11 protein-coding genes and 1 pseudogene are annotated in these 14,502 nt (G+C 43.7%); 8 read left to right on the top strand and 4 right to left on the bottom strand.

Going from position 1 to position 14,502, the window contains the following annotated elements:
- Positions 1–32 precede the first annotated feature (32 nt).
- Both QUA07_RS02545 and QUA07_RS02540 read right to left on the bottom strand, forming a co-directional pair.
- Positions 33–1,754 carry a CHAT domain-containing protein gene (locus QUA07_RS02545; protein ID WP_333322358.1) on the bottom strand — a complete coding sequence of 574 codons (1,722 nt, stop codon included), beginning with the start codon at positions 1,752–1,754 and terminating at the stop codon, positions 33–35.
- Between the two features lie 11 nt (positions 1,755–1,765).
- On the bottom strand, positions 1,766–2,914 hold the full coding sequence (locus QUA07_RS02540) for a hypothetical protein (protein WP_333322356.1): 1,149 nt from the start codon (positions 2,912–2,914) through the stop codon (positions 1,766–1,768).
- 250 nt (positions 2,915–3,164) lie between these two features.
- Between QUA07_RS02540 and QUA07_RS02535 the strand changes: the two genes are divergently transcribed.
- The 3 genes from QUA07_RS02535 (at position 3,165) to QUA07_RS02525 (ending at position 5,861) form a co-directional block, all read left to right on the top strand.
- Positions 3,165–5,243: an NB-ARC domain-containing protein gene (locus QUA07_RS02535; protein ID WP_333322354.1), complete on the top strand. Its 2,079-nt coding sequence runs from the start codon at positions 3,165–3,167 to the stop codon at positions 5,241–5,243.
- A gap of 101 nt (positions 5,244–5,344) precedes the next feature.
- Entirely contained in the window at positions 5,345–5,575 is a 231-nt protein-coding gene (locus QUA07_RS02530; RefSeq protein WP_333322352.1) for a hypothetical protein, read from the top strand.
- Positions 5,505–5,861, top strand: a complete 357-nt coding sequence (locus QUA07_RS02525) for an NACHT C-terminal helical domain 2-containing protein (protein ID WP_333322350.1) — start codon at positions 5,505–5,507, stop codon at positions 5,859–5,861. The genes QUA07_RS02530 and QUA07_RS02525 overlap by 71 nt, the downstream gene beginning before the upstream one ends.
- A gap of 20 nt (positions 5,862–5,881) precedes the next feature.
- Here the strand turns inward: QUA07_RS02525 and QUA07_RS02520 are convergent, their stop codons facing one another.
- Both QUA07_RS02520 and QUA07_RS29950 read right to left on the bottom strand, forming a co-directional pair.
- Complete coding sequence (locus QUA07_RS02520; protein ID WP_333322347.1) at positions 5,882–8,839, bottom strand: NACHT domain-containing protein; 2,958 nt, start codon at positions 8,837–8,839, stop codon at positions 5,882–5,884.
- A gap of 183 nt (positions 8,840–9,022) precedes the next feature.
- A pseudogene (locus tag QUA07_RS29950) lies at positions 9,023–9,196 on the bottom strand (hypothetical protein); the annotation flags it as partial.
- 319 nt (positions 9,197–9,515) lie between these two features.
- Here QUA07_RS29950 and QUA07_RS02510 point away from each other — a divergent pair.
- The 5 genes from QUA07_RS02510 to QUA07_RS02490 all read left to right on the top strand — a co-directional run bounded on the left by QUA07_RS02510 (position 9,516) and on the right by QUA07_RS02490 (position 14,467).
- The gene (locus tag QUA07_RS02510; protein WP_333322343.1) at positions 9,516–9,878 is read left to right on the top strand and encodes an HNH endonuclease; all 363 of its coding nucleotides are present in this window, start codon (positions 9,516–9,518) and stop codon (positions 9,876–9,878) included.
- 345 nt (positions 9,879–10,223) lie between these two features.
- Complete coding sequence (locus tag QUA07_RS02505) at positions 10,224–11,888, top strand: hypothetical protein (protein WP_333322341.1); 1,665 nt, start codon at positions 10,224–10,226, stop codon at positions 11,886–11,888.
- Positions 11,881–12,393, top strand: coding sequence for a hypothetical protein (locus QUA07_RS02500; RefSeq protein ID WP_333322339.1), 513 nt, complete (start codon positions 11,881–11,883; stop codon positions 12,391–12,393). The genes QUA07_RS02505 and QUA07_RS02500 overlap by 8 nt, the downstream gene beginning before the upstream one ends.
- Positions 12,394–12,442: 49 nt before the next feature.
- A complete protein-coding gene (locus QUA07_RS02495) occupies positions 12,443–13,237 on the top strand; it encodes a mobilization protein MobD-like protein (RefSeq protein WP_333322337.1) in 795 nt (264 codons plus the stop codon).
- Between the two features lie 108 nt (positions 13,238–13,345).
- Complete coding sequence (locus QUA07_RS02490) at positions 13,346–14,467, top strand: DUF6753 family protein (protein WP_333322335.1); 1,122 nt, start codon at positions 13,346–13,348, stop codon at positions 14,465–14,467.
- Positions 14,468–14,502: the final 35 nt, after the last annotated feature.

Below are 14,502 nucleotides of genomic sequence, written 5' to 3'. Positions count from 1 at the left end.
TAGGATAACATCTGCCTAATTATCATTTACTCCTACCTGCGAACGCTAGTAGCAAGCTGACGTATCGGTTCCGTAATGTCCGGGTGATGGCCTTCCAAAGTTATGACAACAGCTTCTTGAATCTCTGGGGCTACCTCTAAAGACTTTAACCAGCGTTCTATTTTCTTGAGATTAGCTTCTCGCCCTCGCAATACTTCCTTGCGAATACGTTCAACATCCTGAAGAATTTCATCATTGCCCACATCTGGGTCTGCCGGAAGGCGACGAACGCGATCTAAAATCGAGTTAAAAAGCGATCGCACATCATTTTCTGATGTTTTTTCTGCACCATATATTACATCCCCCAATGTTACATCACCACCTGCCACACCAATTGGGCTGTTAGTGACATTGCCAAATGTGGGATTAACTATGTGTGGGTTATCGCCAGTCGCTACTGGCCCATTGGCTGTTCTGATGTAAGTATTGTATTTTCCCCCAGACTGTAATACATTTTCATTTCCCTGAATAACAGGGCTATGATTCATTGTTCCACTATTATTCACACCACCACTCTGATTCTGAACCACCTCACTTGCGCCTTGAAGCTCGTCGAGTAAAGTTTTTCTGTGACTTTCAGTCATAATAGTTGGCAGGACAAAATTGCCTCTGACTCGGCAGTACAGTACCGGAACTCCCCAATCTCGCCAATATTTTTGACGTTGTTCCTTGTCTTTGAGAGCATCACATTGGTTGAAAACAGCTATCCGACCTAATGATACTGCTTGCTCTAAGGGTAATCCCGCTGCCAGTGCTTTGTAGAAAGTTCCACTAAATGCGATCGCACTTTCATCCCAAATTTTATACTGCATAGCGATCGCCGCAGGAATTCCGGCTGCCATTAAATTGGTGACTACTCCACTCCAAGCATTTTGTTCGTCGCGCCGTCCCGTTTCGCAAGCACCTAAAAAGACTAACTGTACGCCGCGAGATTGCAAATTAACTGCCAAGCTTTCGGCTGGCATAGGAGCAGATTTTCCATCTTCACCCAGCAGCAAAATGTATCCACCGCTGTCCTCCGATATCGATCGTTTAAACTTACCATGACCCGCAAAATGAAAAATATCTGCGCCCGCAATCAACTCATCCAGTAACTTTTTTGCGGTTGCATCTTGCACGTATACAGGCTCAATTCCAGGAATCTCTTTCAAAGCAGTATTGATATTCTCGCGCTCTTTATCTAAACGCAGCAGTTCTTCATCTTGAGGACTAGCCAAAGCAACAAGCAAGCGACGTTTTTTGGGAGTCATATCTAGCTTGACTCCAACAGGAAGTAGTTCGTGGCGTACAATAGAAATTTTTGGATTTAAACCACAGAACCCCATACTATTTTTTGCTTCAGTGAGTTCGTGAATGTAGAGATATTCCCAAGGAATACTAACTAAACTCGGAGCTAAAAATAAACGCAGGCGTAATCCTTCATAGGGTTGTAATCGACTGAGACTATATAAAAATAGCTGACGAACTGGATCGGGAAGTAAAAAATCAGCAAGCTGCTCTCCCAGATTAACGATATCTTTTTCCTCTAATTGGCGACCTTCAAGCTGCCGAATTTTACGCTGCAAGCTTGGAGGAATTGACGATATAAATTCAGGGGCTTTGCTTTCACCAGCGGGAGATTCTAAAACTCTAACTGAAAATTGCTGACTGCCTGAATTATCCCGCTGGACGGTATCGAAGACCAGTACAAAATCGTAGTAGTTATTAATTATCATTTGCTGTTTTTTTACTTGTGAGTTGCCAGATGAATTTCTACAATATGACGTACCCCAGGCACGCAATTCAGAAGCGTTAGTTTCGGTGAATCTACATAGTCAGCACCGACTAATATTACATATCCGCCCAAGGTAATGGACAAAGCTGCTATCAGCAGTTCACCTTGAGGCAACGCTGCTGCTGCTAATGTTCCAAACCGCTTCAAACCTTGCAGTACCTTTTCAGCCCAATTTATCTGTTGTCGGTAAGCTACATCGAGCTTGCTAACACTTTGGATGGCGGTAATAAATTGCTCTAAATTTGCTTGACTGTTATCTACTAACTGTTGAAGATGTTGGGAGGTCTGCTCTGTTTGGTAAAATCTTTCTAAAATTTCGTTTAATTTAGCTCCGTCTTGGATTTCTTGTATCCATTCAAGTACCTGCTGGGCTGCTGTTTGTGCTAATGGTCGTCCTAAAAGTTCGATGATAGATTCATAAGCTCCTTTAAAGAAATCGCGACACATATTGTACAGACGAGTTACATTTTCGGTTTGCCCTAATACTCCAGCAATATCCATGCCTACAAAACCAACAGCTTGAGCTAGTTCGGCTACGCTCAAACTCATAACTCTGGTTAACGCCGATTGCCCTGTTTTGCTAGCTCGTTCTAAAATCAAATCAAGGGTATCGACCACAGTATTTAATAACTCTATGCGAGCTGTGGGAAGATCGGTTATTTCTGTCTCACCTCGCTCTACAATTTGAGAACTGACTTCCTTTTTACCCAGTATCACTTGAAGGTTTTCTTCAATACTCCCTAAGTCAGCAGCGCTTCGTTCTCCGCTTTGATTGTTAGACAAAATAGTTCCGTATTCTTCGTCTCGTGCTGCTTGGTATAGATAAGCACTGATTTCTAAATCAGTTAGAGCTTTCGCCAACAGCTTCACCGATACTTGAAAGCGCATGGTTGGGTCAGCCTCGGTTTGCTGAACCGCCAAAGCTTGGGTTAAGGATGCCGATACCGGAGATAGACTTTCTGCTTGTTGGGCTAAATCTTGAGGAGAAGTCGGTCCTCGTCCTCCGCGTTCGCCCGTAGGTTCCCCAGATCGAGCAAACAGCAAGCGCACTTTCTCAGCATAATCCTGGGCAATTTCGGGAGAAGAATCTTGTATATTCATTAGCTAAAGATGACTAATTGATAAGTTATGAATTTGCAAGTTGTCAACAAAACTAAGCAAAGTTTTGTGGCATCAATGGCGATCGCCTATTTCTTTGATTGGGCGTTCGCTCAGCATATGATATTATTTAGTCTACACTCAAAAATGTGTTGTGTGCCATACTTAATACAAAATAATACTGTGTATACTCTTAAGAGTTTCTGCATAGGTGGATTCTAATTGGCTAAATAAAGGACAGGCGTAGAGCCAGATGAGTTTTCAGGATGACTTAAGCGCTATCTTCAATCGCATTGCCAACGGCAAGGAAACTGAGGGATATCTTCAAGCTCTACGGGAGTTATTCCGGAAGTATAATTGTTTGGATGCGGTGCAGTTGGGTAAGTACAACGTTAATATTGGGCAGGGACAGGATATTCACATTGGCGATCGCACTTACGTCACTTGGAATGATGAAGCCATTCAAGCCCTAATCGAGGTTGTTCAAAAGCAACACCCAAAACCAGTTGGAATTCCTGCAAACCTTCCCTACAGTGGCGTGGTGGAGTTTGTTGGTCGGGATGAGGTTATGTCGCAACTCCACCAGATGTTGCAACAGAGTCATCGCGTTGCCGTTTCTGCGATCGCGGGGATGGGCGGTGTCGGCAAAACGGAACTGGCGTTGCAATATGCGCTGAAATACCAGCCGGCTTATCCAGCGGGGATTTGCTGGCTCTCGGCAAGAGGCGTAAATGTCGGGACTCAGATTGTCCAGTTTGGGCGATCGCTCCTCAACCTCAATCCACCCGATGACTTTGAATTATTGGAGCAGATAACGTTTTGCTGGCGACACTGGCAATCCGGGGAAGTGCTGCTGGTGTTTGATGATGTCACCGACTACGCCGCCATCACACCCTACTTACCGCCCTCAACTGCCCTTCGCTTCAAAGTGCTGATTACTACTCGTCTGCGGTTGGGTACCTCAGTCAACCAGTTGGAACTGGAGGTCTTGGATGAAGCAGCGGCACTGGCGCTGTTGGAGTCATTGGTAGGAGGCGATCGGATTCAGCCTGAGCGAGACTGCGCTCAGCAGCTTTGCGCTCAGTTGGGCTACCTGCCGTTGGGACTGGAATTGGTGGGGCGGTATCTCGCTCGCAAACCCGATTTGTCTTTGGCAGTAATGCTACAACGGTTGCAAGAGAAGGGATTAGTGGCACGGGCACTGTGTCAGACGGATGATGATATGACGGCGCGATTAGGAGTGGCGGCAGCGTTTGAGTTGAGTTGGGAAATTTTGTCGGAAAGTGCGAAACCGCTAGGGTATTTGCTAAGTCTGTTTGCCGCTGCCCCGATTCCCTGGTGGCTGGTAGAGAAGTGCTTGGCTGACCAAGACTCGGAGACTCTGGAAGAAACCCGCGACAGTGAGTTGCTCAATCTGCACCTGCTGCAACGAACAAACCCCGGAACCTATCGCCTGCATCCTCTAATTCGCGACTTTTTTCAAACAAAATCATTTGCTTATCAGATAGTTGATTACGATGAAGCCTTTCACCGATTTTGGAAATTAAGGGATCATCTCAAACGGGGAGGACACTGGACGTTGTTAAAAGTCATGTGCGAGAAGCTTTTGCCATTTATTGAAGAGGGGGAAAAAGCATCCTGCTTAATCCTCATTGGGGAGATAAGCATTGAATTCGGTGATTTAGAAGAAGCTGAACAGCATTTTAAAAATGCCATCCCAATTGCCCAAACACAAAGTGATGAAACTAATGTTAAGCTTTGCAATCTCCAATTAGAGCTTATTAGTAATTTTCGAGAAGGGGACATTTTGGATGAGATGAGTTTCAACTCAAAAGCAGAGTACAAACGTCTCTACCCAAATCCATCAGAGTTAACAGGATTTGACTTTCCAGAGTTTCTAGCGGATAACAAGCGACAGAGCGCAGCTTTGAGTGCTAATATACAGCGCAAACTATTGGAATTTCAACGGCAAATGTATCGTGATTTTATAACTGAACATGGAGAGTCTGAACTGGCTAATACTACTTTTCTTCCAATAATTAGTGAGATATTAGTCAAGTTGGGAGAGGCTGAAATTAATGCTGGCAATCTAGAAATTGCAAGGGAAACTTTACAAGAAGCTCTCGAAATCGTTAATAATTGCCACATGATGAAACACATAGCGCTAACGAACTATCATCTAGCCCGACTTGAACAATTCCTTCACAACATGGACTTAGCGCAAATTTACTATGCTTGTGCCTGCAATATCCTTCAAAGTCTCGGTGCAGTAAGAGAACTGAAGCGTATTCAACAGGAGTGGCAACATATAATAAATGAGCGCAATACGTAGGGATGCTTCAATCTACAAAGTATAGCGCTTCTAAATCATTTTTTGCGAAAGTATATTGGAGCAATCGAAAGAGTGCGATTGCCATTGCCAAACATTAAGTAATGATGAGTTCTGAGCAGTTAAACACCATCATTGAGCGGATTGCATCGGGAACGCAGACGGCGATTGATGTTGACTCGCTTCGAGTTGCCATGACCGATCGCAACCAAGATTTACGGGGCAAATATAACGTCTGTATTGGTCAAGGACAGGATATTCACATTGGCGATCGCACTTACGTTACTTGGAATGAGATTTATCGGGATTTGTCAGTTTATTACGAGTATTGGTGAATATAACATTTTAAGTTATTTATCTGAAAGATTGAGACAGAATATTCAAGATGCATCAAAAGCCAAAGATATAATTATAAATAATTTGAATATTGGGCATGATAGACATTTCACAGATGCACACAAAGAGCTGCTTGGTCAGTATTATGATGCTAGTAAGCTAATTTTACATTGCCTTAATCAAAACAGTGCGGTGAGTAGCAATGTGAAGTGCGAAATTGAGCAAACCTTATTGTTACCGATCGCCAAAATAGAAAAACGTAACCGTGAAAAAGATAAGCATTAGGGAATATTTTGATTAGGCAGCTACATTGCCATCCAAGCCTTATAAAAATGTTGATATGGTAAATGTTGAGTGCAGTACCACAAAACTCTATAATATATCTCTAAGTATTCAGGATCGTTTTCTCTTTCTTGATTTTTGAAAACCTTCTTCAGTTCATAAACTACTCTTACCATTGCTTGGGTTCCTTGACTCGAATCTAAAAAGCTAGTTAACGAAGTGACCTCATCGGGCTGAGCAATAATGCCAATCCGCAAGAAGTTTTCATTTATATATCTAGGTTGAAGAGGCATTTTCTGATGCAATATCGCATCAAGTAAATAATCTAGGGCGTTTTGATGGCTAGGTAGAATTTCTCCAAGCTCTACAGATGCAATACATCCTTGCCAATTGAGTTCTCCAGATTTATTTAGTAAATCCTCTAAAGCACTAATTGCATTTTCATTTTTAGGATCAATTTTTGCAAGGTTTTTAGCAATAAAATAACGGGTATTTTCAGATTGAGCGATAGACAATTCTTCAGCTATTATGTGTACAGCTTTCTGATTTCCAGATGCAATGACACCTAAACAATTAAATATAGGAACAGTAATATACGGGTGTTTCTCTTTAAGAAGAATCTCGGAGAATATATCGATTATTTCTTCATTTCTTTCTGGGTTCGCAACAAGAATTTTACTTAGGCTTTCGGTAGCTGTTCTAAAGTTAGCCCAGTGAGTATAATTGTATAATGAATTAATTAGAGCATTAATTACCGCAGAAGATTTGGTAGTAATCGTGCCCAGGCTTTTTACTATTTCTCCAGACAATTGCCATTCCTGAGATGTTTCCAGTAGTTCTATTAACGTAGTCACTACAGATGAGCTATCAGTACCAATTTTACCTAAACTCTCAACGATCTTACAACGTATATGTCTACTATCAAACTGCTTCAGAAAATCCAATAGCGCATTAGCAATCACATTATCACCTGCACCGAGACTTCCCAAACATTGAATAGCCAGACCACAGATATTCTCATCATCTATAATTTCCGCGAAAGCAATAGGTGCGACTCTAACTACTTCTCGATTGCTGGAGCAGTCATTTTTCTCGATTTTAGTTTTATAATTTAAAACTAGATCAACCAGTCTTGGAACAAATGTCAAACTTTTAATTTCAATGCCTTTTATGATTTTTGCTGCTGCCTCAGCCAAACGAATATCTTCCCTTTCAAAGGCAAGGAACAATATATTAACTGCTTTTTCATGACTGGAATTTATTTTTAGCAGACTTTCGGCAGCTTGTAGAGCTGTCCATTTATCTTGACTATTTTCTAGCAGATTTTCAAGAAATTCTATGACTCTTGAATTTCCAGAGCCAAGTTCTCCTAAAAGCTGAATAGCTCGATAACGTTTGTAAAGCTCTTCAGGACAATATTGTATAAAATCAATTACTTCAAGAATAGCTAAGCATCGATTAGTCTTTATTAAAGCTTGCTTTGCTTCTTCTGCTAGTGGGTGTAGGAAATTTTTCCACTCATTTCTATCAAAGTCAAAATACCCAAATGACCATATAACCAGTTGCTCAACAGTCTTTTTAGTATAGGTAGGATGCTCGAATTCAGCAATGCCCTCAGCTACCAGTAATATTGCTTTCTCCCAATAGAAAGATCTGCGACGATCCTCGAACTTTACTAAAGCCTGAATCAAATCTCTTTTTGAATCTGTAGATAGGGTATTTCGCCCCAGCCATAATAAAAATACTTCTTTCCACTGCGGATCAAAGACTCGGTAGCTTGTACTTACATGGTCAGTATTGTCAGGGATATGATTAAGAAGAAAATGCCAATTATCAATGCCTAACGCCGCAAAATACTCCTGAAAAGTCGGATGAAAAAACGCATACACCCCCTTCCTGGGATTCTCTGCCTCGACCCCCACCTTATTCAACCATCCCAACCGCAACGCCAACCCAAACAACGAATCAGGTTCATCCGGTTCACCCAAAAACTCACACACAAACTCATGCCGCAGCCGAAATCGTGTTGCTTCCCTATCAATCGCCTCCCGCGCCAATTCCCCTAACGCTGCATTCAACTGCCTCTGCTGCTTCACCGTCGTCGAAAAATGCTCTCGCTTCCACTCATAAAAATCCGCCACAAACTGCTCATACAGCCCCGCCTTCGTCTCCGGCAGTGTTCCCTCCCCCAGATACCTGTTGAAACACAACAGCGTCAGCCGCAGCGGATTCTTCACCAAATCCCGAATCCGTTCCTTCCCCGGTGCCTTCAGTGCCGCACACAACCGTTCCGCCTGCTCCCCCTGCCCCTCTGGCAACGCCCTAAACCACTGCCCAATAAACTGCTCCACCTGCTGCGGATAGGAAAACTCCAGCGTACGATAGGTATCAAACGTATCCAGTGCATTGCGATCGCCATCCCAGAGATTCAACCGACAGCTCAGCACAATTCGCGCCTGCGAGAGCAATCCTCCCATCCGCACCTGCCGCTCAATCTCTGCCAAGGGATTGCCGGAGGGCACCTGCATTTCATCCACCCCATCCAGCAACAGCCACACTCGCCCCTGCTGAAATTGGGCAACAAAGGCATCCTTAACTTGTCGAGAGGCTTCCGCTTGTCCCAGCTTCCGGGCAACCGCTTGCAGCCATCGTTCCAACAGATACGCTTCTAGTTCTTGCCCCCGCAAATCTGCCAGCGACACCCAAATGGCGATCGCACCCTCTATCTGCTCACTCACCCATTGGGCAATCTGCTGCAACAGCGTCGTCTTTCCCGCTCCTGGTTCGCCAATGATGGCAATGCGCTTCCCCCCACTCTTGGGACTTTCCCCCTGCCGCAATACCTGTTCGAGAAATTGCTCATGTTCAAAGCGCTGGGTAATCTCTGTTTCTTCATACAGCAACGAACCCTGCTCTGGAGACACATCATCCCCTCGCCGAGTCTGCCGCTTGCGCTCCACCAATCCCAGCGGTACATACACCTGCTCAGTTCGATAGCTAATCCCCTCGCCACTGGTTAGCAGGTTGGTGGTGAGCCGCAGTTGCTCCTCCAGCATCGCTTGACTGACAGCCTGCCAGTCAATGTTGGGCAAAGGAGTCGTAGGTTGGAGGAGTTCCCGGAGTGCTTCAACGTCAAATTGGTAATGGCGATCGCCAATGTGAATCTCGCCCCCCTGCACCTGCCCAATATTCGTATTGAACTTGCCATCCTGAGATACGAATTGCAGCGTAGTACCACTGACTTTGAGCCACTGCCGCAGTTGGGCAACTTCTGACTCATCTCGGCTGCCATTGAGAATGCGTTCGACAATCGCTATCAACTCATCAGAGTTAGGCATTTGCAGGTTAACTTAGGGGGTTTCATTCCAGTATGCCCGTTCAACCTCCTAAACAGGAGGAATAGCAACCCAGATTAGAATAGAGTCTGGTGAAACTGCTTTAAAGGTGAGGTAGTCTGGAAAAAGCTGAAGATAATTGTTCAGCAAACTTTGATGCCCTCACCAAATTGACAAAAGGTGTAGAAAAACCTCAATGTGGCTAAAATTTGGTGTTGCTCCCGGCGGCTTCCCGGCGATCATTGATGGAGTTGTGCGGGAAAAACTAACCTCGCTTACCTTTACTGCGACGGTGGATTGACAGTAATAAGCTTTTACGATTATGGCAAAACCCAAAAGATACCCCAACAATTGGCGAGAGATTGCGCTCTCGGTGAAAGAAAGCGCTCTTTGGCGTTGTGCTAAGTGCCATCAACAATGCCTCCGACCCGGCAAACAAAGCGGCTTAACCCAATCTGAACGGTGTGCTTTAACTTTGGCGGTACATCATCGCAACCGGATACCGGAGGACAACCGCCCTGAAAACTTAATCGCTCTGTGTACTGCGTGTCACCTGTCCTACCACAATCGCGGTCAGTCCAACGTATCGCCAGGGCAGTTATCCCTGTTCCCCGATGATGACATTGACTGGGATATTATAGATGATTCCAAAGACTTGGAAATTGAAAATATCGAAGAATATTAAAGAATTAGCAGAACTTTTTCACCGCTTGCGACCTGAAAATAAAAACTTTGGTAACTAAATTTATTTGAAGCTCCAGAATTTCCCGCTCAGCTTGAGTTAAACGAAGACAGAATAGTTATTAAAATTAATCTTTCGCCTTTCCTCTTAGTCCAAAAGTGACATAGTTGCTATTTGTAGGAAGTGGAGAGCAACTGACAGAAACTGAGAGATTTTCATTGAAAGGCAGTCTGTACCCCGCCATTTGGAGGGGGCTATTTTAACTATCTAAAACCACCGAATTTGGTGAGGTCAGACTTAAACTGAAGCCAATACTATCATTTTGTAAGGTAATAAAAGCGAGCGTTTATGAAGAAAAAATCCTCAATACCAGATGCGATTCTGGCTATAGATTTTGGCGGCTTATCTACTAGAGTTTTCTGCCAAAGCTCGCAAGCAGGCAGTAAAGCGAACTCCTTTGTAATGGAATCGCAGGTGGGGCCAGTGAGCCAAGACATAGCCAATTGTTTCACCAAACCAAACCTCGCATCAGCATCTCCCGAAAATATTGCTTGGGTGGCAATTGGTAATGAATGCCGAGCCGTTGGCTACTTGGCAGCAGCGCAATTCAATGCTCACATCGGTTTGGCAGGACTGAAGTACAGTAGCGCTTTGTACAAAGCTCTAGCAGCTTTGTGGGTAGTGTCGCGGAAGTTAGATTTAGGCAATCAATTCAGCGCTGCGCTCTCCGTTTTCTTGCCCCCAGGCGAATTTAATGACTCCAAGCAATTTTTTGAGCTATTAAGTCAATACTCTGCTTCATTTGAAACACCCACCGGCAAGCTCTCCGTTACCCTGGACAAAACCCAAGCTTTGCAAGAAGGCGGCGGCATTGCTTTGATCCACAACAGTAATTTAGGTTCAGCCTTCAAGCAGCGGGTAACTGCCTTTGTTATGGTAGGATTTCGCAATGCTTCGGTAATAGTTTCGGCACGCGGTGCTGTCGGTAAGGGCAAAACTTCAGACTTAGGAATGGTAAGGTTGGTGGATCTAGTTCAAGAGCGAACCTCTAACTACGATGCTTCCCGTTTGGCTTTATCAATCGCTCAAGCGGGCGTAAGCTACAACCGCCCTTACTTTTACCGAATTGCTCGGAATCGAGAGGAAACAGCGAAAGATCGAGAAGTTGACCAATTGATTGAAGCAGTCAAGCTGTCTCGCTTCGACTACGCTCGAATGCTATCTCATTGGATTAATGAAGTGCTGCCGCCCGATTTAGATGAAATTGTATTTTGCGGGGGTACTTCTGAATATATGAAGCCAGAACTGCGAAATCAGTTTTCTCATTATTCGCTGTCTTGGCACGCAGGTATAACAGTGCCAAAAACGCTCGACCCTGATGGCTTAGGTTGCCGCATAGCTGATGTTTACGGACTATTTTCTTACTTCAAATCTCAGTTTGAGGTACTGAGGCAAAGGTCTGTTGCGGCAACTTCTCAGAGGGCCGAAGATACAACTTCCACTTCAGGAGATGCTCCACTGCCTACAACTGATATACAGAGTGTAAAAGAATGTGCTGAACAATCTACCAAGCCAAAATCTGAACAATCTACCAAGCCAAAATCTGAACAACCTACTCACCCAAAATCCGAGCCACCTACTCTATTAAAACTTGAGCAGTTTACTCACGCTAAATCCGAGCAATCTACTGAACAAAAAATTGAGGAATCTACTGAACAAAAGACTGAAGATATTACTGAACCAAAAATTGAAGAACCCGCTGAACCAAAAATTGAGGAACCCACTGAACAAAACACTGAAGATATTACTCAACAAAACACTGAAATTTGCGCTCAACAACAGGCTAATTCAAGTATCAAAGATAGCTGCTTAGATGATTCTAATAAATTGAGTGATGAGTCGTCGTCGAATACAGAACCTTCATTAGAGGAATCAGAAGCAAACTTAGATGCAGCTCTCTTATTGGGAGGGCCCTACCGAGGTGCTGGAAAAAAGGTGAGGAATTATGCCTAGAAAACGCTACAAGGAATTTTGCTGGCGCTGTCAAGTTTTGCCAGATTCCGAAGACGCTATCTTGCTATCTTACCTGCAAAATCATCCTTTTTTTAGTTTCCAGGAAACGATTTTACCTCTAATCAAAGCGCGGTGGCTGTTAGCATCATTACGCAATAGCGGTAGTCATTCTAGTACAGAGTTAGAGTATTTGAGGCGAGAAAGCATTAATTTTTTGCTCAGGCAGATAGATGAAGTTTGCCGAGATGCGGGATTTAACTGTACCGATTTAGGAGCAATTGCCCCTGGTATTTCTTCGGGTTTAATTCCTTTAGCTACTTTCCCTCACTTATCGAATCCAGGTGCATCTATTGCTGCAGAATTAACTGCCCCTGAGAGTTCAAATCCAGCAAGTTTGCCCGAAGAAAAAGAAGCGGAGGAATTTTCGGGAGAAGTTGAGTCTGAAAACAGCGCGTTTAACTTAGCTGGTTTCGATCCGGCAATGGTCGGACCTAGCTTTAGTTAAAAATTATTAAGTCTTGAATAGACACCGACATCCAGCAAGGAGGAATGAAATGACTAACATGATTCACTTGGTTGACGGCGAGAAAGGTGGCGTTGGCAAGTCCATGCTAACTCGGATTCTGGTTGAATTCAATCAGAAGTATGAACTGCTTTACACGTTAATTGATGGCGATTTTCAAAATCCTGACGTGCAGCAGCGCTATCCTGAACACAATGCAAAAATTGTAGCTTTAGTTGAAGATGAAGAGAAGTTTTTCGATATCGATATTATTTTTGAAACAGCAGTAGAAACTCCTGTAATTGTCAATTTACCAGCTCGGGTTTACAGCATTATCAACAAATGGATTGACGAAGCTAATTTAACCTCTCCTGATTTTAAAGAGCAGTCAGGAGTTGATGTATGCAAGTGGTTTATTTGCGGGGGCACGACGGACAGCATTGAAATGTTTATTGACTCTTTCAACTACTTTGAAGGTCAGCTCAATCACATTTTTGTCCGCAATTTTGGAGTTTGCAAAGATTGGTCGCACGTACAAAGCCATAAGGAAATGAACAAGCTCATTAATAATTACCGAATTCCTGTGGTAGATTTGCCGGCTCTGAGTGCAAGAGAGCGCAAGTTTATTGATACGAAGCGGTTGTCATTTTCTCAAGCAATGAAACACTCTGAATTCTTCTTGATTAGTCAGCAGCGATTGCATACTTTTTTGGAAGACTGTTTCCGTCTGATAGAAGATGTAGGTTTGTTTAACAACGCACCCAATCGCAATAAAAAAGAAGTCATCGCTCCCTATGAACGAAAAAAAGATGAGGAAATGCCACCAGAGAATAAACCACAAATTTAGGAACAGGTTGTCAACTTTATTAGACGGAGAAAATGTGTGATTTCAGACTAGAGACTACGCGAGTTTGGACAGCATAAAGATTGGGATTTTGATTAGGTAGGAGGCTGAATGTCGGATCGACTTTTAGAAGAAATTTCCGAAGTTGACTGTGAAGAGTTTGGCGAGATATTGGAAACGCCAAGGGAACAGGGCAGACTTAATAATACCAAAAATAATTCCATACAATCCGCTGAAAATTCGCAAAATTTGCCCGATTCTCCAGATACAGTCCCAGAAGATGCAGTAGAAGAAAAGTTGAAATCAAATGGGAGTAAGCTAAATGAAGAGGAGTTTTGGGAACTCATAGACGATGATTCGAGGGAAAGAGAAGCTCTGAACAGAGATCCTTTATCTGCCCCTCCCATGTACGAGAGAGATACTGAGTCACTAATCAGCCAGGTACTCAAGGGCAAAGACTCCAAATTTCGCTCTCATGTCATTCAGACAGCTTACCGATACGGTCTCAATAAAAATGACCCACTTTTTATCGTATTGCTGGCTACAGGTCAACTCGAACTGCTGTTAGAAAAAAAACCACAAGAGATTGACCAGTTTTTCAAGAATTGGCAATCTCAATGGCAAGGTGATTTGAAAGATTCTCAAGCTGTTATTTCTCAAGAACTGGAACAAGTTCGCCAGCTTACTGAAAATTGGGAAAAAGAAAGCAGGGAGTTTTTAGAACGGCAGGGAAAAGCGGCTGTTAAGGTGCAACATCGCCACATTTCCAACTCAGTTTACACCCTAGTGCGACAAGCAGCTTTAGAGAAAGTTGCTCACGATATTTGGTCGGTGATTTTTGGGAGCGGGGTAGTGTTAGGGGCAATGGCGATCGGCGCGTTTATCGGGTTAGCGGTGCCCCGGTTTATTCCACCGCCAGAACTCGACCCAAAAGGGCCGCGTCAGCTCACTTTAGAACAAGCCGTAGCGCTCGAATGGGGGCTGAGCAAAGAGGGTCAGTTTGCTCGCAAGAACGCGGATACAATTCAGTGGGCAACAAGCAATGAAGGGAAATATGCTCGCCAACTTATGAGCTGGAATCAAGCTTTGTTGAGCGAGAAAGGTGACAAAAAATTGTGTGAAACTGAGATAAATCGATTGGGGGTGACGCTGACAGTAGAGGGTAAACCTGCACAAAAAGGATTTTGTACTTTGTGGATTCGCTCGCCTCAAGAACGAAAGTTTGTTCCTTGATGGCAAATACTAAAATCGAGAATGGGATGTAAATA

Source organism: Microcoleus sp. T3_A4, from assembly GCF_036700465.1.
Classification (GTDB): domain Bacteria; phylum Cyanobacteriota; class Cyanobacteriia; order Cyanobacteriales; family Microcoleaceae; genus Microcoleus.
The sequence above is the reverse complement of the archived record's forward strand: the minus strand, read 5'-3'. Positions and strand labels throughout refer to the sequence as shown.